At 42.7% G+C, this 19,667-nt stretch carries 22 protein-coding genes, 1 pseudogene, 1 CRISPR repeat array and 3 riboswitches; of the genes and pseudogenes, 7 read left to right on the top strand and 16 right to left on the bottom strand.

Features of this window, described 5'->3' with window-relative positions:
* Window positions 1-193 precede the first annotated feature (193 nt).
* Window positions 194-810: direct repeats of the CRISPR family, unit length 28 nt; unit sequence GTTTTCTCTGAACTTAGTGGGATTTAAA.
* A gap of 296 nt (window positions 811-1,106) precedes the next feature.
* The 4 genes from NSS77_RS09680 to NSS77_RS09665 all read right to left on the bottom strand — a co-directional run bounded on the left by NSS77_RS09680 (window position 1,107) and on the right by NSS77_RS09665 (window position 4,925).
* Window positions 1,107-2,015: a hypothetical protein gene (locus NSS77_RS09680; RefSeq protein WP_342468589.1), complete on the bottom strand. Its 909-nt coding sequence runs from the start codon at window positions 2,013-2,015 to the stop codon at window positions 1,107-1,109.
* A gap of 412 nt (window positions 2,016-2,427) precedes the next feature.
* Window positions 2,428-3,393 carry an asparaginase gene (locus tag NSS77_RS09675; RefSeq protein WP_096552097.1) on the bottom strand — a complete coding sequence of 322 codons (966 nt, stop codon included), beginning with the start codon at window positions 3,391-3,393 and terminating at the stop codon, window positions 2,428-2,430.
* 225 nt (window positions 3,394-3,618) lie between these two features.
* A complete protein-coding gene (locus NSS77_RS09670) occupies window positions 3,619-4,305 on the bottom strand; it encodes a phosphoribosylaminoimidazolesuccinocarboxamide synthase (protein WP_342468588.1) in 687 nt (228 codons plus the stop codon).
* A gap of 248 nt (window positions 4,306-4,553) precedes the next feature.
* Entirely contained in the window at window positions 4,554-4,925 is a 372-nt protein-coding gene (locus NSS77_RS09665) for a VOC family protein (protein ID WP_096552102.1), read from the bottom strand.
* A 171-nt stretch (window positions 4,926-5,096) separates the two neighbouring features.
* Here NSS77_RS09665 and NSS77_RS09660 point away from each other — a divergent pair, with 171 nt between their 5' ends.
* Both NSS77_RS09660 and adhP read left to right on the top strand, forming a co-directional pair.
* Complete coding sequence (locus NSS77_RS09660; RefSeq protein WP_016838205.1) at window positions 5,097-5,252, top strand: hypothetical protein; 156 nt, start codon at window positions 5,097-5,099, stop codon at window positions 5,250-5,252.
* Window positions 5,253-5,514: 262 nt separating this feature from the next.
* The gene (gene adhP / locus NSS77_RS09655) at window positions 5,515-6,531 is read left to right on the top strand and encodes an alcohol dehydrogenase AdhP (protein ID WP_328216108.1); all 1,017 of its coding nucleotides are present in this window, start codon (window positions 5,515-5,517) and stop codon (window positions 6,529-6,531) included.
* Window positions 6,532-6,843: 312 nt separating this feature from the next.
* On the opposite strand, the gene queE is transcribed toward adhP, so the two are convergent.
* The 10 genes and pseudogenes from queE to crcB form a co-directional block, all read right to left on the bottom strand.
* A complete protein-coding gene (gene queE / locus NSS77_RS09650) occupies window positions 6,844-7,572 on the bottom strand; it encodes a 7-carboxy-7-deazaguanine synthase QueE (RefSeq protein ID WP_342468587.1) in 729 nt (242 codons plus the stop codon).
* Window positions 7,565-8,035, bottom strand: coding sequence for a 6-carboxytetrahydropterin synthase QueD (gene queD, locus NSS77_RS09645; protein ID WP_342468586.1), 471 nt, complete (start codon window positions 8,033-8,035; stop codon window positions 7,565-7,567). Before queD ends, queE begins: the two co-directional genes overlap by 8 nt.
* Complete coding sequence (gene queC / locus NSS77_RS09640) at window positions 8,028-8,696, bottom strand: 7-cyano-7-deazaguanine synthase QueC (protein WP_342468585.1); 669 nt, start codon at window positions 8,694-8,696, stop codon at window positions 8,028-8,030. The genes queD and queC overlap by 8 nt, the downstream gene beginning before the upstream one ends.
* A 55-nt stretch (window positions 8,697-8,751) precedes the next feature.
* A riboswitch (PreQ1 riboswitch) is annotated at window positions 8,752-8,795 on the bottom strand.
* 5 nt (window positions 8,796-8,800) lie between these two features.
* Window positions 8,801-9,301 (bottom strand): preQ(1) synthase, encoded by a 501-nt coding sequence (gene queF, locus NSS77_RS09635; protein WP_342468584.1) that lies wholly within the window; start codon window positions 9,299-9,301, stop codon window positions 8,801-8,803.
* A gap of 80 nt (window positions 9,302-9,381) precedes the next feature.
* Window positions 9,382-9,427: riboswitch (PreQ1 riboswitch) on the bottom strand.
* 341 nt (window positions 9,428-9,768) lie between these two features.
* On the bottom strand, window positions 9,769-10,161 hold the full coding sequence (locus NSS77_RS09630; protein WP_342468583.1) for a DUF5412 domain-containing protein: 393 nt from the start codon (window positions 10,159-10,161) through the stop codon (window positions 9,769-9,771).
* A gap of 63 nt (window positions 10,162-10,224) precedes the next feature.
* Window positions 10,225-10,782, bottom strand: a pseudogene (locus tag NSS77_RS09625) (dihydrofolate reductase family protein).
* 177 nt (window positions 10,783-10,959) lie between these two features.
* Entirely contained in the window at window positions 10,960-11,739 is a 780-nt protein-coding gene (locus NSS77_RS09620) for an alpha/beta hydrolase (protein ID WP_342468582.1), read from the bottom strand.
* A 100-nt stretch (window positions 11,740-11,839) separates the two neighbouring features.
* Window positions 11,840-12,190, bottom strand: a complete 351-nt coding sequence (locus tag NSS77_RS09615) for a DUF2200 domain-containing protein (RefSeq protein WP_342468581.1) — start codon at window positions 12,188-12,190, stop codon at window positions 11,840-11,842.
* Window positions 12,191-12,228: 38 nt separating this feature from the next.
* Entirely contained in the window at window positions 12,229-12,582 is a 354-nt protein-coding gene (locus NSS77_RS09610; RefSeq protein ID WP_342468580.1) for a CrcB family protein, read from the bottom strand.
* Between the two features lie 2 nt (window positions 12,583-12,584).
* Entirely contained in the window at window positions 12,585-12,953 is a 369-nt protein-coding gene (crcB, locus tag NSS77_RS09605) for a fluoride efflux transporter CrcB (RefSeq protein ID WP_342468579.1), read from the bottom strand.
* A gap of 52 nt (window positions 12,954-13,005) precedes the next feature.
* A riboswitch (Fluoride riboswitch) is annotated at window positions 13,006-13,068 on the bottom strand.
* A gap of 160 nt (window positions 13,069-13,228) precedes the next feature.
* On the opposite strand from crcB, the gene NSS77_RS09600 reads away from it, so the two are divergent.
* Window positions 13,229-14,227, top strand: coding sequence for a zinc-dependent alcohol dehydrogenase family protein (locus NSS77_RS09600; RefSeq protein ID WP_342468578.1), 999 nt, complete (start codon window positions 13,229-13,231; stop codon window positions 14,225-14,227).
* 79 nt (window positions 14,228-14,306) lie between these two features.
* On the opposite strand, the gene NSS77_RS09595 is transcribed toward NSS77_RS09600, so the two are convergent.
* On the bottom strand, window positions 14,307-14,960 hold the full coding sequence (locus NSS77_RS09595) for a cupin domain-containing protein (RefSeq protein WP_342468577.1): 654 nt from the start codon (window positions 14,958-14,960) through the stop codon (window positions 14,307-14,309).
* A 259-nt stretch (window positions 14,961-15,219) separates the two neighbouring features.
* Between NSS77_RS09595 and NSS77_RS09590 the strand changes: the two genes are divergently transcribed.
* The 4 genes from NSS77_RS09590 (at window position 15,220) to NSS77_RS09575 (ending at window position 18,762) form a co-directional block, all read left to right on the top strand.
* Window positions 15,220-16,374 (top strand): acyl-CoA dehydrogenase family protein, encoded by a 1,155-nt coding sequence (locus NSS77_RS09590; RefSeq protein WP_342468576.1) that lies wholly within the window; start codon window positions 15,220-15,222, stop codon window positions 16,372-16,374.
* Window positions 16,371-17,414, top strand: a complete 1,044-nt coding sequence (locus NSS77_RS09585) for an acyl-CoA dehydrogenase family protein (RefSeq protein ID WP_342468575.1) — start codon at window positions 16,371-16,373, stop codon at window positions 17,412-17,414. Before NSS77_RS09590 ends, NSS77_RS09585 begins: the two co-directional genes overlap by 4 nt.
* A 12-nt stretch (window positions 17,415-17,426) precedes the next feature.
* Window positions 17,427-18,233: an enoyl-CoA hydratase-related protein gene (locus NSS77_RS09580; protein WP_342468574.1), complete on the top strand. Its 807-nt coding sequence runs from the start codon at window positions 17,427-17,429 to the stop codon at window positions 18,231-18,233.
* A 106-nt stretch (window positions 18,234-18,339) separates the two neighbouring features.
* Window positions 18,340-18,762, top strand: a complete 423-nt coding sequence (locus NSS77_RS09575) for a hypothetical protein (protein ID WP_342468573.1) — start codon at window positions 18,340-18,342, stop codon at window positions 18,760-18,762.
* A 63-nt stretch (window positions 18,763-18,825) separates the two neighbouring features.
* Here the strand turns inward: NSS77_RS09575 and NSS77_RS09570 are convergent, their stop codons facing one another.
* Window positions 18,826-19,638, bottom strand: coding sequence for an MBL fold metallo-hydrolase (locus NSS77_RS09570; protein WP_342468572.1), 813 nt, complete (start codon window positions 19,636-19,638; stop codon window positions 18,826-18,828).
* Window positions 19,639-19,667 lie beyond the last annotated feature (29 nt).

The following is a 19,667-nucleotide window of genomic DNA, read 5'->3' as shown; positions in this document are numbered from 1 at the left end:
CATGCAGTAATTGAAAAGGCAGATTTCGATTGATTTTTCTAAAATGCATTTTGCCAAATTTTGAGATATTGGGTTAAAATGTTGTTATATCAAGGGTTGTAAAGGTTGAGCAAGTAAAAGTAATTCGCACGATTGGACGTTCGCTGCAATGGTTTGTTTCTACATGTTGTTTTTATAAGGTTTTTAGCAAGGGGTTTTCTCTGAACTTAGTGGGATTTAAAGTTAGTTTGGTAATACTTACCGCCATAGCTCCACCCCGTTTTCTCTGAACTTAGTGGGATTTAAAGTTTTTACTACATACTTTGTTTCAATTGTTCATTAATGTTTTCTCTGAACTTAGTGGGATTTAAAGATGGGTAAAGGGCAGATTACAAAAAGTGTATTACGACGTTTTCTCTGAACTTAGTGGGATTTAAAGTTAGGAAACGCTTGGCCGCTTGAATCAGTTCTCGGCAGTTTTCTCTGAACTTAGTGGGATTTAAAGTTAAAAGAACGTACAGATGGCGCTAATGCGTGGGGAGCGTTTTCTCTGAACTTAGTGGGATTTAAAGACCATTGGATGAAAAAATTTCTTGTTTGAAAAACTACGTTTTCTCTGAACTTAGTGGGATTTAAATTTTGCCCGAAGAAAAAAATATTCGCCGCCATTCAGGTTTTCTCTGAACTCAGTGGGATTTAAAAATCACGGTGGAGGAAACGGACGAAGAACTGATCGAGATTTCTTTGAACTTAGTGGAATTTATGATCAGCTTGATAGCCCAGTGAATCGCAAAACTGTAATCGTTTTCTCTGAACTTAGTAGGATTTCAAGCCATAAAGCTCCAATTTGAACATTTTTTGATTACTAACTCTGTCCTTTTGAATAACCAAATACTGTAACTACTAATCCGGAAAAAAACAATACCAGGAACCAAATAATTATTCCTTTTATTTAGTCGTCCAAAATGGAAAAGCAGTGAAATATTACGATGGTTACTCGGAGGAAGAAAAAAGCGTACCATACGATACAATTGCGATTGACTTAGAAACTTTAATTGAAGAAGGGCCACAAGATTGAGCCGCTTAACGTAAAAAGCTAAGCAGCCCAAAAATACAAGTAATATTGTTCATTCAATGATCACAACCGGTTCAAACAACCAATCTCTTGATTTGTAATTATTATCATCTCTATTTATAACTTCCCGAGTGATGCCATTTTCAATTAATAAATCTCTAAACCTTTTGCTCAGAAATACAGGTCTATACGCCCAGCTTCCATTGGATTTCAACTCTTTCATGATATTTATATCTTTAATAGGGTATTGTTCAAGATCCCTTTTATTATAGTGATATGGGTAATCAATCCGCCCCCTAATGTTACATGTTTGACATCGTTCTTCCGGTTCCGTGATAAAATAATAATGTTTCATTTCGGAACTCCACGATGGAAGAACATTTGTAGGAATCACTTGAAATACGGGCTGTGCAGGCTTTTTGCCGCTATGTATCACCTCTCTCAATTCGTACCCTGTTATTTCCCACTCTTTCATTAAATACGCCATTTTCTCCGATACAACCCAGTAATCGACACCGACATTGACCATATATCGATCCACCACTTTTGAAGTATCCATGACTAAAGGGGAAGTCTGAACTTTTTCCTGAATGCCGCAAGATGGGCAAATCGTCTTCCATTTAATTCCATCCTTTTTGTGTTCTAAAAACGCTTTTGATGAATTACCTGTAGAAACCAACCTAAAAAAAGGCGATCGTTCAAAATCTAAATAATTAAACCTGCAAGAAAATGATTCACCACATGAAATCTGGTATTCTTTTTTTAAATGAGAAGTGATATAAGAAATTGTATCTATTCCTACCTTTCCGTTGAGTCGGATTGGAACCTGAAGATATACTTCAGTCCCCATTTTCGGCTTATCCGGAAAGTTTAATGAAATATCAAATTTTCCAAAAAGTCTTTCGAGTTCACTTTTTAAAGAATATTCAACAAAAAAATCTATACATACATAAATATCCATACAGAAACATCCTCTTTTATAAGATTATGGGAAAGAGTGAGTCAAATTATATACTACCCACTCCACCCAAAAAACTACTATAATTTTAATAACAAGGACAGTATTTATTACTTAGCTTTATATTGTTTAGTTTTAGAAAATTGATACAAAAATTCCCATACTGGATCGCCAGTTTCATTCCAAAGTTCTTTATAAGCACATCCAAAAAAACATGATTCATAAATTCTACTTTTGTTGTTTCATATACAATCATGCGAAAAATTACAGCAGTCAATTATATTTTTTCTTAAATTTTACAAATTTATTATATAAATGCAAATTAGTGAATTATGATTTTCATAATTTATCCAAAAAATAAAAAGCATCCACAGTTCATGAACAGAGATGCTTTTTACATAATTTTCCACTTGCATTAAAATCTTTCCTTAATCTCCCCCACCTCGGCAGCCAACATCACCGCCAGCTTCATGCGGGCTTTTTTGCTGTCGTAGTCGCGGCCGAGGATGGCGCCTTTCTTTTGCAAGTCGTAGGCTGTGCCTGGAGTGTCGTACACGACTTTGACGTTCCCTTCCGCCGTGCTTGTTGTCACCACCACGATGACGCCTTTTTCAATGGCATATTGCACTTGTTCCGCAACAGCCGGGTGGACTTGGCCTCGGCCGAACGCTTCAAGGACAATGCCTTTTGCTCCCGTCTCCACCGCATACTTAATCAAGCGGCCATCGGAGCCCAATGAACATTTGATGATTTCCACATAAGGCAATTCGGATTTCAGCTCATAGGTTTCCCTTTTCACCGCTTTTCCATATAAAATTACTTCTTCATCATCCACATACCCCAAATGGCCGAACCCCGGCGCGTTGAAGCCGTCCACGTTGGAGGCGTGGCACTTCTTCACATAGCGGGCGGGCAAAATCTTTTCATTGAACAACACAACCGCGCCCAAGTTTCTCGCTTCATCGCTTGCAGCCAAAATGATGGCTTGACGCAAGTTGGAAAAGGCATCCGTTCCAATCGTGGCCGGGCTTCGTTGGGCGCCTGTCACCACCACCGGCCGCCCGTCACCAATTGTCAAATCCAAGAAATACGCCGTTTCCTCCAGCGTATCCGTTCCGTGGGTCACGACCACTCCTGCCACTTCTTGATCCTCAAAAACTTGTTCAATTTTTTCTTTTAACTGAATTAAATGGTCAAAGGTCATTTCATTGCTTGGCAAATGGAATAGGGTTTCTACCTTCAATTCAATATGTGATGGCAGCACACATTGTTTGGACAAATCTTCCCCCGTCAACATGCCGGATGTGAGGAGCCCCGTTTCCGGATTCACGCCGCTAGCAATCGTGCCGCCCGTACTGATCAAAACCACTTTCTTTTTCATTATTTGCACTCCTAAACTCTCAGTTTATAAACGTTCATTTATCAAAATAAACCATTGTTACAAGAACTTCAACTGTCGCACGTCCAAAGAAAAACACCCGGCAGCTGCCAAGGGAGTTAATTCAAATCAAAGTGCATTTTTTCTCCGGGTTTAAAATGCAAAAAAGAGCGAATGGCAATACTCCATGGTCTTCTCCACCCGCTCTTTTTCTACCAGTCCCTATCTCTATCCTTCCAAAATCAATTTTTCCAATTCCAACGGCTCGATGTATTCGCCGTTTTTGTAGGCGCGCATGTTGCCGCCGGAAATTTCGTCAATCAACATGATTTCATTCGTTTCTTTATCGCGGCCGAATTCGAATTTAATATCGTAAAGTTCGATGCCTTTTTTCGCCAATTCTTCTTTTACAATGCCGGCGATTTTTTGTGTAAGCTCTTTTAGCACTTTATATTCCGCTTTGGATAAAATGCCAAGCATGTCCAACGCATCTTCGCTGATTGGCGGGTCTTCCCGTTCATCGTCTTTGATTGTCACTTCCACAAAGGCATCAAGAGGTTGCCCTTCTGTTGCATAAAGGCCGTAGCGGCGCAAGAAGCTCCCCACTGCGCGGAAGCGGCAAATCACTTCCAAGCCTTTGCCGAAAGTTTCCGCCGGTTTCACTTTCATCGTCTTTTTATCGATATCCGCTTCAATAAAATGCGTTGGGATGCCTTTTTCATTAAGCAATTCGAAGAAATATTTCGTCAATTTCAATCCTGCAAGTCCTGCACCTTCAATTGTCAATCCCACCGTATTGGCACCTGGGTCAAATACCCCGTCAACGCCTGTTACGTCATCTTTGAATTCCAATAAATAGTTGCCATCTTCCAATTCGTAAACATTTTTCGTTTTACCAGTGTAAATGTGCTTCATGTCAAGTCTCCTTCTTCTTTTAGCCTTTACATCGATAGAACTGATGCTGTCTTTATAATAAATCAAACAAAGTTTATCGGACAAGAGGGCCTCTTTTATTATTTACAATTTCTTCATTATTATAGCGATGAGGCCGATGAATCTAAAAGCGGCTGTCTTGTGACATATGCCGATTTACCGCCGTGGATCAAATAAAATGACTATCCGGAAAGTTCCTTCTCTCCGGATAGCCTGCTTTGCTGACATTATTATTTATCTTCTCTCAACAAATACTGATTTCCATCTTGGTCATAGAAAGTGAACATCGAACCATAAGGAAATTTTTGGAGTTCATCCACCTTTACACCATTATTTTTCAACCGCTCATACGCCTCTTCAATGTTCGGTGTGCTGAAAAGGAGGGTTGGATGGGCGACATTTTCCGGTTTTTGTTTCTTCATCAACGCTTTTGAGTATAGCACCAATGTCGCAAAATCATTTTCAGGCCCCACCTCGATCCACGCCATCCCAGGTCCCATTGGCTGTTCGAATTTCAATACAAACCCTACTTTGTTAATCCAAAAATCTTTTGCCTGTTCCTGATCTTCAACATAGATTGTGATTTTTCCAATTTGGATCATCGAGATTCCCCTTTTACAGTTTTTCATTTCATTATGCCATAAAAATGGATTAGCTAAGTATTTTTCAAACTGAATATTTTCCTATAAATATGGTTTTTCCTATATAATAATATAACCATGATTAGATTCTAGGTTTATAATATATATAAAGAAATCAATGAGGAGGCTATCATGGAAAATGAATATGTTGTTGGTTGGGGCACTTTGGCGTTGATCAATGCAGGGCTTGCCCAAGGAAAAAACCGCTCCGGATTGAACTGGTTCTTGATTTCGCTTTTATTGGGACCATTGGCCACATTGCTTTTATTGTTTGCAGAAAAGAGATGAATTTTTCAAAAGACGATGATTTGTAACTCAACAGTAGCATTTTCGTCCTCCATAAAACTTATTTTGATAATCATATTTTACTATTCACAAAGAGATATAATCCGCGCTTATCTCCCTATTTTTTTATGTCGAAAAATGGAAATCTATTTACATTAAATAGTAGTATTTCCTATATTGCTGAACATACTCTCTGCTAGTATCTTTATTTTTAAGTATATGGATACGCTTCCATGTACGAAATTCAAACAAAGGGGGATCTTTATTGAAAGCTGCAGTTGTATCAAAAGAAAAGACGGTTAGTGTGGTGGACAAACAATTACGGCCGCTTAAACATGGTGAAGCGTTGGTGCAGATGGAGTATTGCGGAGTTTGCCACACAGACTTGCACGTGAAAAACGGGGATTTTGGGGATGTCACAGGTGTAGTTCTTGGCCATGAAGGCGTTGGAAAAGTCGTTGATGTGGCTGAAGGGGTCACTTCCTTAAAAGTCGGCGACCGGGTAGCCATTCCTTGGTTATACGAAAGCTGTGGCCATTGCGAGTATTGCACAACGGGAAGAGAAACGTTGTGCCGAAATGTAAAAAATGCCGGTTATACGGTTGACGGAGCCATGGCGGAACAAGCGATCGTGGTTGCCGATTATGTTGTAAAAGTGCCTGACAACTTGGATCCGGCGGCTGCCACTTCCATTACATGCGCCGGAGTGACAACATATAAAGCGGTAAAAGTGTCGGATATCCGGCCTGGGCAATGGATTGGCGTATTTGGCATTGGCGGTTTAGGAAGCCTGGCTGTCCAATATGCGAAAAATGTATTTGGCGCAAGAGTAGTCGCATTTGATATCAATGACGATAAATTGGCCTTTGCAAAAGAAGTGGGAGCAGATGTCACGGTGAATTCGTTAAAAGAAAATCCGAAAGAAAAAGTCCTTGAAATCACAGATGGCAAAGGATTGGACGCTTGCGTTGTGACAGCCGTGGCGAAAGCGCCATTCAACCAGGCTGTAGATGTCGTGAAAGCAGGAGCCCGGGTTGTTGCAGTCGGCTTGCCTGTTGATAAAATGGATCTTGATATCCCTCGCCTTGTGCTGGACGGCATTCAAGTGGTCGGTTCCCTCGTCGGCACCCGCCAAGATTTGAAAGAAGCGTTCCAATTTGCAGCTGAAGGAAAAGTAGTACCTAGAGTAACCCTCCGAAAACTTGAAGAAATCAATGATATCATGGAAGAAATGGAGCAAGGAAAGTTCACTGGTCGAATGGTGATCGACTTTACGAACTAAAAAATAAAAGGAAGGAGCAGTCTCTTTTGGACATGCTCCTTTTTAAAATTGCGAAGAATTTGGAGGGCAGAAGACGGATAATTGTTGGTCTCTTTGGTTGGCGAATATGTTTGGAGATTTGGCGATTATCCTTGCCCAGTTGGCGATTATTTCTCCCAACGCGGCGATTATCGGCCTCTGCGGAAGCGGTTTTTGTTCCTCTGGCGATTATGTTCCTCTATTCGGCGATTATCCTTGCCCGGTTGGCGATTATTCTTCCCAACGCGGCGATTATCGGCTCTTCGCAAGTCTTATAGAAGTCCTTTCTTACACTTACACGCCCCTCTTATTCCCCCACACAAGGGTATGCAATTGCGGCAGCACTTTCACATTTTTCAATTCCTCATCGGCCATCACCGTATCAATCAGCGCTTCATATTTCTTCAACAAATGATGAACAAGCTTCTTTTGATCCGTCGTTGCAATATCGTCATTTCCCACCTGCAAGAAAAAGGGAACGCCCGGATAGCGCAAGTGCACTTCCTTGGCAAACCCGTAGTCTTTCTCATCAAACACAACCACTTTCAGAGAAACTTGTTGGCTCCCCTTTCGATTTTCAAGCTTCTCCAAAATTTCCGTAAGCACCGTAAAATCCGTTTTCATCCCGGAACTTGGCGGCTTTGGGGAAATCGTCAATTGATCCACCTCGTACAGCCAATCCTGCCATCTGCTTCCCTGGGTTTCGACGCCGATTTGGATTCCATTCTCCTTTAAAATCCGCACCAAATGTTCCAAATGCCGAATTAACGCCGGATTCCCACCGGAAATCGTGACGAAAGAAAATCCATTCCCACCAAGCCGTTTCAACTCGTTCCATATCTCTTCCGCTGTCATTTGCTTAATCAAACTTTTGCCGCTGCCATCCCAAGTAAAGGCGGAATCGCACCAGGAACAGGAATAGTCACAGCCAGCCGTGCGGACAAACATCGTCTTTTGCCCGATGACCATGCCTTCCCCTTGAATGGTGGGTCCAAATATCTCGATGACGGGGATTTTACTCACCTTCCATCCACTCCCGTCTTGCTTCCGCATAGCTTGTCGGCGTTTCATAAAGCCGGATGAATTCCACCCGCGCACCATCTATGCTTCTTTCCGCCAATGCTTCCGCCAACTTCTCGTAAATCCAGACGACCATATTTTCAGCCGTTGTATTCATCGGCGGCAACGTTTCATTTAAATAGCGGTGGTCCAAATAGATTTCTATTTTTTCCTTCCAAATTTCTTTGAGATCGGCAAAATCAATGACCAGTCCCCGATCGTCCGGATAGCCGCTGACGCCCATTACCACTTTGTACGTATGGCCGTGGAGATTTTTGCATTTCCCTTCATAGGCATGCAAATGATGGGCGGCATCAAAAGTAAACTCTTTCGATACAAGCACCCGTTTGGAATGATATTTCAATTGATCCCGCTGGATATCTTCCCCCAGCTTTTGCAGCTTATCGACAATCCGAAATTCAAGCATGGATAGACCCCTTTCTGGAACGCAAATATTCCTCAAGCCCTCTTCTTCTCAACTTGCATGCAGGGCATTCCCCGCAACCGTCCGCTTTTATGCCGTTATAGCAAGTCAAAGTTTTATTGCGCACAAAATCAAGCGCGCCCAATTTGTCGGCAAGCTCCCAAGTTTGGGCTTTCGTCAGCCACATAAGCGGCGTATGAATCACAAATGTATCATCCATGGCCAAATTCAACGTGACATTCAATGATTTGATAAAAATGTCCCGGCAATCCGGATAGCCGCTAAAATCCGTTTGGCAAACACCTGTGACAATATGTTTCGCCCCCACTTGGCTTGCCACAACTCCTGCAAAAGAAAGGAACAGCAGATTGCGTCCTGGCACAAAAGTGTTCGGAAGCCCGCCATCCTCCCCCTCTTCCACTTGTATATCTTCCCGCGTCAACGCATTCGGCGCCAGTTGATTCAACAGCGACATATCCAGGATGTGGTGCTTTACCCCGAGTTCTTTTGCGATTTCCTTTGCGCACTCGATCTCCAATCGATGTCTCTGGCCATAATCAAAGGTGACCGCTTCCACTTCCCCAAATTGTTCCATTGCCCAAAACAGGCAAGTCGTGCTGTCTTGTCCACCGCTGAATACAACAATCGCTTTTTCATTTTTCATTCATAAACACTCCTTTATATAAGAAAAAACAGCATCCTAAGAAGGAAATGCTGTTTTCTTCTTAGTTTTTTATAGAGGGTAGCTAAGAACCTCTGTTATTCAATTTATCGATTATCCACTTTTTCCGGATATAAATCGTGGTTCATCAAACGGTAGTTGGCCATTTCTTCATATTTCGTGCCGGGTCTGCCGTAGTTGCAGTACGGGTCGATGGAAATGCCCCCGCGCGGCGTGAATTTGCCCCACACTTCAATATATCTTGGATCCAGCAATTTAATTAAATCGTTCATAATGATATTCACGCAGTCTTCATGGAAATCCCCATGGTTGCGGAAACTGAATAAATATAATTTGAGGGATTTGCTTTCGACCAGCTTTTTATCTGGAATATAAGAAATATAGATGGTTGCAAAGTCCGGCTGCTGGGTGAGCGGACAAAGGCTGGTGAATTCAGGGCAATTGAACTTCACAAAATAGTCCCGGTTGGAATGAAGATTGTCCACCGCTTCCAACACTTCCGGCGCATATTGGGTTGGATACGCTGTTTTCTGATTCCCCAATAGCGTTAAATCCTGCAAACCATCTTCCAATTTTCGACTGGACATAAAAAAACCTCCTTGCAAAATGTTTCCCAACATTTTCAAGAGAGGTGCACCCAATAATTCTATAAAACTGATGAAATTATTGTTTCATAGTTTTTTATAGAGGGTTAAGCTATGAACCTCTCCCGTGCTAGTCGGGCCATTTTAATAGTATAGAAGTTTCCGGGATGAGTCAACTTGATTTTTGGCCAAAGGAAATGGGATTTTAGGCAAAAAAAAACACACAGGTTCACAAGCGTGCACCTGAGACTGGACTAAGAAAAAGATAAGGGTGATCATGAGTAACATATATGAATGGTTTTTGAGCTTGTCATTTTCTCGTTTTCCCGAAACGCTTTTCGCCGGGTATCGTCCTGTCATCCCTGACCGTATGGATTGCCCGTATCCAATTCCCGCGTAAGCATCCCCATTACTCATTTCATTATTCTACCTTCTATTTCTAATCAAAAAATATATTAAGAAAGCGAAAATTATTTTATCCCCCTGCGATAATCATAAGTTTCCTTTGGCAACTCAAGCTGAACCCCATTGATCACCACTGTGTCATCATCCAGCCATTCGATGATGGCATAATCGATTTTATATTCCCAATAAATTTTCTTTGGTTTCTCATTTTTTTCGTTGAAAACCAATTCCCCTAACACCGAATGGGATAGTGTTGCGCCACCATTGGATAAGTAAGCGTTAATTGTATAGGTTCCGTTTGGGGAAGTGGATTGGGCAATCAATTCATCCTTGAAGCGGCTCCAATCAAAGAACAGCCAATAGATTCCATAGCTGAGAATAACCGCAAATAAAAGAAACCAGATGAGGAGGACTGTCATCACCTTTTTCATCGCCTTTGTTTTCACGTCAATTTCCAAGATCCTTCCCCCATAAGTTTTTTCAATGAAAACGGATTTTTATATGAAAAGGTTTCGCGTTTGCTAACCATTTGAATCAATCTTATGATAGATCAACTGAACCACTCCCGATGGAAAAGTCTTTGTTTCCATCAATTTCAATCCCACTCTCTGTTGAATATCGATAAATAGCGGCTTTCCTTGCCCCAAAATGATTGGATGGACCGATAACCGATATTCATCAACCAGATTATGATTGACAAATGTTGTAATCAAACCTGCTCCTCCATAAAGCCAAATGTCTTTTCCCGGTTGGCTTTTTATTTTATGGACCTCCTCAAGAATATTGTCATTGATATAAATGGCTTTTCCTTCTGTATTTTGCTGTGTCCTTGAAAAAACGTACTTCCTTTTGCTATCAATTATTTCCCATAGTTCTTTTTCTTCTTGGTCTGCATCTTTTCAGGGGGAATATTCGCCCCACAATTCATAACTTTTTCGCCCATAAAAAATTGTATCGATCTGACGAAGAAAATCGGCAAAGTTCATTTCCGGCTCCATAATGCACCAATCCACTTCACCATTTTCCCCTTCGATATAGCCATCCAATGTTACCGCTAAATCCAAAAGAATTCTTCTCATTTAGTACTTCTCCTTCTGGCTAATCATGAGTAATTTCTATTTTACTTAAAAAACCGGTTTCAAAAAAGATTCTTGCAGGTTCACAAAGACGAATCCGACGATTTTTTCGACAAAACCGCATGTTCGCTGCTAAAATTCACCAAAAGTAAAGCGAATTGGAAACTGCTCCAATCCGCTTCATACAAATTGACATAACACTTTATTAAATTTATCCCGTTCCTCCCAGAATGTTCCATGGCCGCTATATTGGAAAGGGACAATCCTTGAATGTTTTATTCCTTGATGGAGCTCGTGCGCTTGTGCAAATGGGATCACTTTGTCGTGAATTCCATGAATGATCAAAGTAGGCACATGCACCTTTGAAAGATCCGCATACAATGTTTCATCCCGCAATGTATTGATGATGGCAATGGTGGACCAGCTGGCCGCCTCCATCCCCATGTTCATAAACCAGTCGGAAAATTCTTTTGTGATATATTGGAAGAAAAATCCGTCAATCACCTTCTGCATCATTTTCGGGCGGTCATTGTAAGCCAGCTCCAAAAAACTTTGTGCCGTTTCTTGAGTAAATCCGACCGGCGCCGCACTGGCAACGAGAATCAATTTTGAAACGCCAAAGCCTTTGTAACGGGCCACATACCTTAAGGCAATGGCGCCTCCCGTTGAATGCCCGAGTAAAGCAAAATGGTTTAACTGCAATGCATTCACTACGGCAAAAACATCATCCGCCAGTCTATTGAAACTATAACCTTCAAAAGGTCTATCCGACTTTCCGAACCCTCTCCAGTCTATTCCGATACAACGGTAGCCCAACGCCGGCAATACATTATACTGATACTCGAATTGCTCATGACTTAACGGCCAACCATGCAAAAATACTATCGTTTTCTTGCCCAAAGGATTGATATCCTCCACATACAATTTCACACCCGAATCCACGGGAACAAAAAAGCCCATGAATATCCTCCTCTCGGAATAGAATATTCATGGCTGGAACATTGGGTGAATCGATTTGGCTGCATTTGGGATTCCCGCTATAAATCGGCGATGACCGGAACTACGCCCGCAAAATTTTTTCCATCGCTTTTCCCCTTGCCAATTCATCAATCAATTTATCCAAATAACGGATTTCCCTTATCAACGGCTCTTCAATCTCCTCCACCCGCACTCCACAGATGACCCCTTTGATCAGTGCGCGGTTTGGGTTTAATTGGGGAGCTTCCGCAAAAAAGGTTTCAAAATCCACCTCTCTTTCTATTTGCCCTTCCAATTCCTCCTGGCTATATCCTGTCAGCCAACGGATAATTTCATCCACTTCCTCTTTTGTGCGGCCTTTTTTCTCCGCCTTTTGAACATAAAGGGGATATACTCCTGAAAATTTCATCTTATAAATTCGGTTGTTTTTCATGTTAAGACTCCTTTTCCGAATAAATCAAAAACAGCGTTTCACACCATTCCCCCTATTAAATACCCAAAAAACGCCAGAGCTATTCCTCCAACATAAGTAATGATCAAATACAACATAAACATTTTTTTATCCTTCAAAAAAAGCGTGTTGAGCTCCAATTTCAAAGTGGAGAATGTGGTGAATGCCCCAAGGAAGCCTGTCCCGAAAAGCAAGGCGATCATTTCATCCACAGTTGCACCGGTGATGATTCCTAATAAAAATGAGCCTGCCAAATTCACTGTCATCGTTCCAAATGGCAGCGATTCATATTTATTTAAAGCTTTGCTCAAAGCAAACCGTGAAATTGCCCCAGCAAATCCGCCCATTCCCACCAAAATGTAATGCATCAACATTTTCAATCCGCCCCCTTGCCTGTTTTAAAACCCAAGCCGCTCATGAGCAATCCCCCGACGATGCTTATAAAGACATATACAACACCCAATACAAACTGCTGATTTTCAAACAGCTCCACCGTTTCCACGCTAAAGGTGGAAAATGTTGTAAAGGAACCGACAAATCCTGTGCTGATGGCGGTGGCCATTGTTGGGGAGATGGAAACCCGTTTAAATAATGAAGTGGCCAGCCAAGCCAATATAAAACTGCCTGCCAAATTGGTCATGAGTGTCGCCCAGGGAAAAGCCCTTCCCGTCAACAAGGTCATTCCGATGAAATATCTCAACATGGCACCGCATGCACCTGCAATGCCAACGTATATGTAGGTCATTCCCTTTCCTCCTTTCACAAAAAAACCCCTGCCGAGACATGGCAATCCCATATCATCAGCAGGAGTCATCAGCCGACATCGGCGGTTAAAGGTGAACTCCATCACCTATTGTACTGATTTGGTAATTCACTTATAACACGGCGAAAGGCATTTTTCAACTATTTTTTGCTCTCCTCTATCCTAAATTTGCCATATCTGAATATTAAGAATAAAATCATCTTAATAGCATAAAAATTTCACCATATGACTCTATCAATCATAAAGGAGTGCGAGAAATGAAAGCCCAAGTCATTCAATCTTTTGGAAATCCATCCGTTTTTCAAATACAGGATATTCCCACACCTGAAGTCATTCCAGGCCATGTCCTCATTGAAGTGAAAGCGACAAGCGTCAATCCGATTGATACAAAAGTGCGTTCAGGATTCGTTTCCGCTGTTGCCCCTGAATTTCCGGCAGTTTTGCATGGAGATGTGGCAGGAATCGTACGGGCGGTTGGCGAAGGGGTTTCGAAATTCAAAGTGGGCGATGAAGTATACGGCTGTGCCGGCGGGTTTAAAGGGACAGCTGGCGGCGCATTGGCAGAATATATGCTTGCGGATGCGGATTTGCTTGCCCATAAACCCAAAAATTTAACAATGGAAGAAGCAGCCGCTTTGCCCCTCGTAACCATTACCGCTTGGGAGGCCCTGTTCACCCGCGGCAAGCTGGCTTCCGGACAAAACATCCTGATCCATGCCGCTGCAGGCGGAGTGGGCCATGTGGCAATACAGCTCGCCAAATGGGCTGGAGCCAAAGTTTACACGACCGCCTCTTCCAATGAAAAGCTTGAAATCGGAGCCCGCCTTGGCGCGGACGCAACCATCAACTACCGGGAAGAAAGTGTACAGGATTATGTTCAAAAATATACAGATGGCAAAGGGTTCGACATTGTCTTTGACACGGTGGGAGGAGAGAATCTGGATCGTTCATTCGAAGCGGCAGCGCCCCTTGGAACTGTGCTTGCCATTGCCGCCCGTTCAACCCATGACCTCTCGCCATTGCATTCAAAAGGGTTGACCCTTCATGTGGTCTTTATGTTGTTAAAAATCTTGGAAAAAGAATGGCGCAAAGAATATGGAGAAATTTTGGAAAAAGTAACGGCAATCGTTGAAGAAGGAAAGCTTCGCCCGCTACTTGACCCGAACGTCTTTACCTTTGATGAAATCTCCAAAGCCCACGAACATTTAGAATCAGGCAAAGCGATCGGCAAAATTGTATTAGTGAATAAATGGTAATTCAAAAAACTCACAAACCTTGTCATGCAAGGATTGTGAGTTTTTTCTCCATCAAAAGCAATCCGCTGATCATGCCCCATCAATAATGATGATTTTCTCCCGCCATCGCATCCGCTTTAGTGCGATGAACCGTGCCATGCGGATGATGCGGCGGTGCATAAATCGAATATAACTTTAATGGGACTTTTCCTGTGTTGATCACATTATGCCATGTTCCGGCAGGCACCATGATCGCGGTATCCTCATTGACTTTTCTTCTATAATTCAAATGATTGCGGCTTCTCCCCATTTCAACGATTCCTTCTCCCTGCTCAATCCGCAAAAATTGGTCCGTATGCGGATGAATTTCCAATCCAATATCTTCTCCCGGATGAAGGCTCATTAATGTAACTTGCAAATGTGGCCCTGTCCATAAAGCCGTACGGTACGTTCTGTTTTTCTTTGTCGCCTCTTCAATATCCACTGTGTATGGAGCCGGCCCCCGGTCAATGATATGGCCAGTGTGTTTAAAAGAGCTGGATTCTTTTCCATAAACATCCGGATTCATCTCTGGAAACCAATAATTTGAATTCATATCGTTTGGCATCCACGGGTTCATATGAGGATAATTCCAGTATTGCATGTCATGGGGATTCATGTTTGCATTCCGGTAATGTTGGTATTGCATATCTTGCGGATTCCCATATCCATAAGGCATCGGAGTGTTGTAGTAATACGGATGAAAATAGTTCATTTACCCATCCTTTCGCAAATAGAATACCTAAACTAAATTTTATGAAGCGATAAGAAATCGGATTGGGCACAAATACTCATAAATAAAAATTTTTCCCCCTTCCGATTTCAGAAAATGATAAATTTTCTCTACCATTACATAATCGAGAAAAAAACATAAATATAATAGAATATACATATACATTTTTATTATGTGCGAAATATTAAAATAGTACTATTTTTCACTCTGCCGTAATACGGTGAAGGAGGGAGATGATGTCATGTTTCACTTACCAACTGTACAATTTACGGAAGAACAGGAAGCCTTTCGTTTGGAAGTGCGAAATTTTCTTCAAGAGCACGTGAAAAAAGGGACTTTTACGCCCACCGTCGATTCCTGGTTGAGCGGTGTGGATCCATCCTTTTCAAAATTGATTGGTGAGAAGGGCTGGATTGGAATGACATGGCCGAAACAATATGGTGGCCAAGAGCGGAGCACCCTTGACCGTTATATTTTGACAGAGGAATTTTTGGCAATCGGTGCCCCCGTCGCAGCCCACTGGTTTGCGGACCGCCAAACGGGCCCTTTGCTCCTCCGCTATGGCACTGAAGAACAAAAGCAATTTTTCCTTCCAAAAATCGCTAAAGGGGAATGTTATTTTGCCATTGGATTAAGTGAGCCGAACAGCGGTTCAGATTTGGCATCGGTTCGTACACGGGCGGAAAAGGTGGAAGGCGGTTGGATTGTAAATGGACAAAAAATTTGGACTAGCAATGCCCACGTGTGCCATTATATGGTGGCCCTTGTACGCACAAGCCCCTTTGACGGAAAGAACAAGCATGCAGGGTTGAGCCAGCTCATCATCGATTTACATGCGGAAGGCGTTACCATCGTTCCCATTAAATTTTTATCCGGTGAATATCACTTTAACGAAGTATTTTTTGATAATGTATTTGTGCCTGACAATATGGTAGTGGGAAAAATCGGCAATGGCTGGGAACAGGGATTGGCGGAACTGGCCTTTGAACGGAGCGGTCCGGAGCGTATTTTGAGCACCTTCCTTTTATTGGATGAATTGGTTCGTGAATTAAAACAACAAAGAAATAAAGAAGGATTAAAACAGGCATCGAAACTGCTTGCCCGATTGTGGGGATTAAGGAATTTATCCATCGGCGTCGCCAAATTATTGGAATCGGGCAATACGGAAGATGTGGCCATCCCTGCTTCGTTAGTCAAAGCCATTGGTACCAAGTTTGAACAGAGCATCCCTGAAATTGCGCGATTGCTTATTGAAACCTACCCGAATCTTGAAGCAAATCGGAAATTCGACCGCTACATGGCACAATCCATTTTGCATGCTCCCAGCTTTACAATCCGCGGCGGCACGACGGAAATCCTTTATGGTATGGTGGCGAAAGGGGTTGTGGCAAAATGAGCGAAATGAAAGATATGATTATCGATGTTGCCGAACGAATGCTGAAAGAGAATGTCTCAAAAGATGTCGTCGATCTGCTTGAAAGAGGCGACTGGGCTAGAGGGATTTGGGCTTTATTTGAAGAATCGGGCATGTTCTCCGTCGCCATTTCAGAAGTGAATGGAGGGGCCGGCGGTGATCTGGAAGATTTATTGAATATTGTGAGATTGACAGGAAAATATGCCGCACCGATGCCCTATGCGGAATCGACTTTTGCCAACTTCCTGCTGGAAAACAGCAAACAATCAGTCGTTGATGGAATTGCGACATACTCCCTAAAAAAAGGATTGATTTTGCAAGATGGTGAAATCTCCGGAACATTGCCCAATGTGCGATGGGCGAGGTTTTCCAAATATTTGGTGGCCGCTGCAGACAGCTTCCAAGGAACACAAATTGTCCTCATCGATATGAAAGATGCAACGATTGAACAAAGCAGCAACATTGCCAGTGAACCGCGCGATGCCGTCATTTTGGACAAAGTCAAACCACTTTCTTCCGCCGTTATAACCGATGAACAATTTTTCAATGCTTTATCCATTGAAACTGCGTTCAAAATCGCCTTAATGACGGGAGCCATTGAAAGAATTTTTGACATCACCGTAGAGTATTCCAAAAAAAGGGAGCAGTTTGGACGCCCCATTCACCGCTTCCAATTGGTGCAGGAGCATATCGCCCAATTGGCCGGAGAGACGGCTATTGCGGTCTCCGCTTTTAACAACGTTTGTGCCGCTATACAATCAAAAGATTTTTTGCATGAGATCGCCTTTGCCCGCATCCGTATCGAGGATGCCGTCACAACCATCACTTCATCTGCCCACCAAATTCATGCGGCGATTGGGATGACCCATGAGTACCCATTGCATCAATATACGCGCCGTTTATGGTCTTGGCGGGATGAAGGCAGAAACAGTCCATTCTGGAGCGAATACATTGTCGACTATTTATTGAAACATGATGTTGATTTGTGGGCCTATCTGACAAAAACCGTTGGGAAAAAATAAGGGAGAGATTTCATGGCAGATTTACTTTTTGAAGTGGAAAAGCATATTGCGACGATTACCTTGAACCGGCCGGAAAGTTACAATGCTTTTAGTGAAGAAATGATTGTGAAATGGATCGAGGCATTGGAAACGGTGCGTGATGATGATTCCATCCGGGTGCTGATTGTTAAAGGCAACGGAAAGGCTTTCTGTGCGGGAGGCGACATTAAGGCAATGCATGCGGGCGAAGGATTTTACAGAAGTAAGGAGGATATCTCCTCCACAGGGTTGGCACGGAAAAATTCATTATGGAAGAAAATTCAAAGGATTCCCTTGCTTCTTGAGGAAATCGATAAACCGGTCATTGCCCAAATTCATGGATTTGCGATGGGTGCCGGTTTGGATATGGCGTTAATGTGCGATATCCGGATTGCCGCCGCATCTGCAAAACTTTCCGAAAGCTATATTAATGTGGCCATTGTGCCGGGAGATGGAGGCGCTTACTATTTGCCAAGGCTCATTGGTATTGATAAAGCGCTGGATCTGTTATGGACCGCCCGGATGGTCACAGCCGGGGAAGCCAAAGAAATGGGCCTTGTCACTTTTGTGGTGGATGATGAAGAATTGGAGCCATTTACCCGCGCGTATGCCGAAAAGCTTGCAAACGGGCCGCAAACCGCCATCCGTTTTATCAAGCGGGCCGTTTACCAAAGTCAGAAGATGGACTTGCGCTCATCTCTTGATTATATTTCCTCTCAAATGGCCATCGTCACTGAACTTGATGACTTCAAAGAAGGGGTCGATGCGGTGGTCAATAAAAGAAAGCCCAAGTATGAATGACGGACTGTTGTAAAACATGAGCCCCCTATTAGGTAAACATCTGTCCTAATGGGGGCTTTTTTTATGGAATTGATTGCAGCCGATGAATTTGAGGTTGCATACGCACATGTTGAAAGAATGTATCCGAACAAAGAGTGGCTTATTCACACCAATTGCAGTCGCATACGCACTAAAGTGGGAATTATTCGCACCAATTGCGGCTTTATATGCACTAAAGGCGGCATTATCCGCTCCAATTGCGGCTGTATATGCACTAAAGGCGGCATCATCCGCTCCAATTACGGCTGTATATGCACTAAAGCAGGTATTATTCGCACCAATTGCGGCTGTATATGCACTAAAGCAGGCATTATTCGCACCAATTGCGGCTTTATATGCACTAAAGGCGGCATTATCCGCACCAATTGCGGCTGTATATGCACTAAAGGCGGCATCATCCGCTCCAATTGCGGCTGTATATGCACTAAAGGCGGCATCACTCGCACCAAAACCGGCTGCATTCGCACTAAAGGGCACACCAAATCATTAGTCCGTACACGCACCTAATTGGACAAAATAAAAAGAGCGAATTTCACTTTCGCTCCATGAAAGTTCATGACTCCCCTTCCATTTCCTTCATCAAAAACTGCACATTCTCCTCATGGCATTTGATCAAACTTCTTTGATATGGGTACTGGGCAATCAAATGCGCATGCTCTTTTTTGGACCGGATTGCTTTTTTCAAGCTGATGATATACAGTAGACTTTCGTTTTTTCTTTTCAAAATCTCCTCTTTGCTGAAAGCCGCATGTCCATGTCCCGGAATCAAAATATTGATTTGATGATTTGCCAATATGGTTTCCGTTTTTTCCAAAGTTTCTACGTAATCCTTTGAACCGGAATAAATGAACGGGAATTCAATATCGGATAAATAATCGCCTGCAATCCAAATGCCAAGAGGCTCGACAATCGCAAAGATTCCATCATCCGTATGCCCTTTCGCTTCATAAAAGGTGAGCACGGTATTGCCGATTTTCAGCGGCTGGCCATCTTTTTCCACAATCATATCCACATTCGGATAAATCAAAGGGGTTTTGCGATCGATGTAATATTCATCATCAAAAGCCTTCACCTGTTCAATCATTTCTTCCGGGTTTTTCTTTTGAAAGTTGGCACTGGCAATGACAGTCGCTTCCGGAAATGCTCCGGCGCCCACGATATGGTCCCAGTCCGAATGGGTCAGAATGAGATAAATCCGGCGACTCCCCCGAATACGCATGACATATTCACGAATTTCATCCACTTCAAATGGAAGGATGCAAGGATCAACGACAATAATGCAATCTTCCGTTTGGATGACGGTGGATGTGGTTTTATAAAGCTGGCTTTCGAATACGGTGATTTGGCCGTTTTTGTACTGGATCATGTTTTTCGCCCCATTTGCATTCGTTGCGG

Source organism: Ureibacillus sp. FSL K6-3587 (genome assembly GCF_038593165.1).
In the GTDB taxonomy this organism is placed as follows: domain Bacteria; phylum Bacillota; class Bacilli; order Bacillales_A; family Planococcaceae; genus Ureibacillus; species Ureibacillus suwonensis.
Note: the sequence above shows the minus strand (reverse complement) of the source record. Positions and strands in the feature narration are given on the sequence as shown.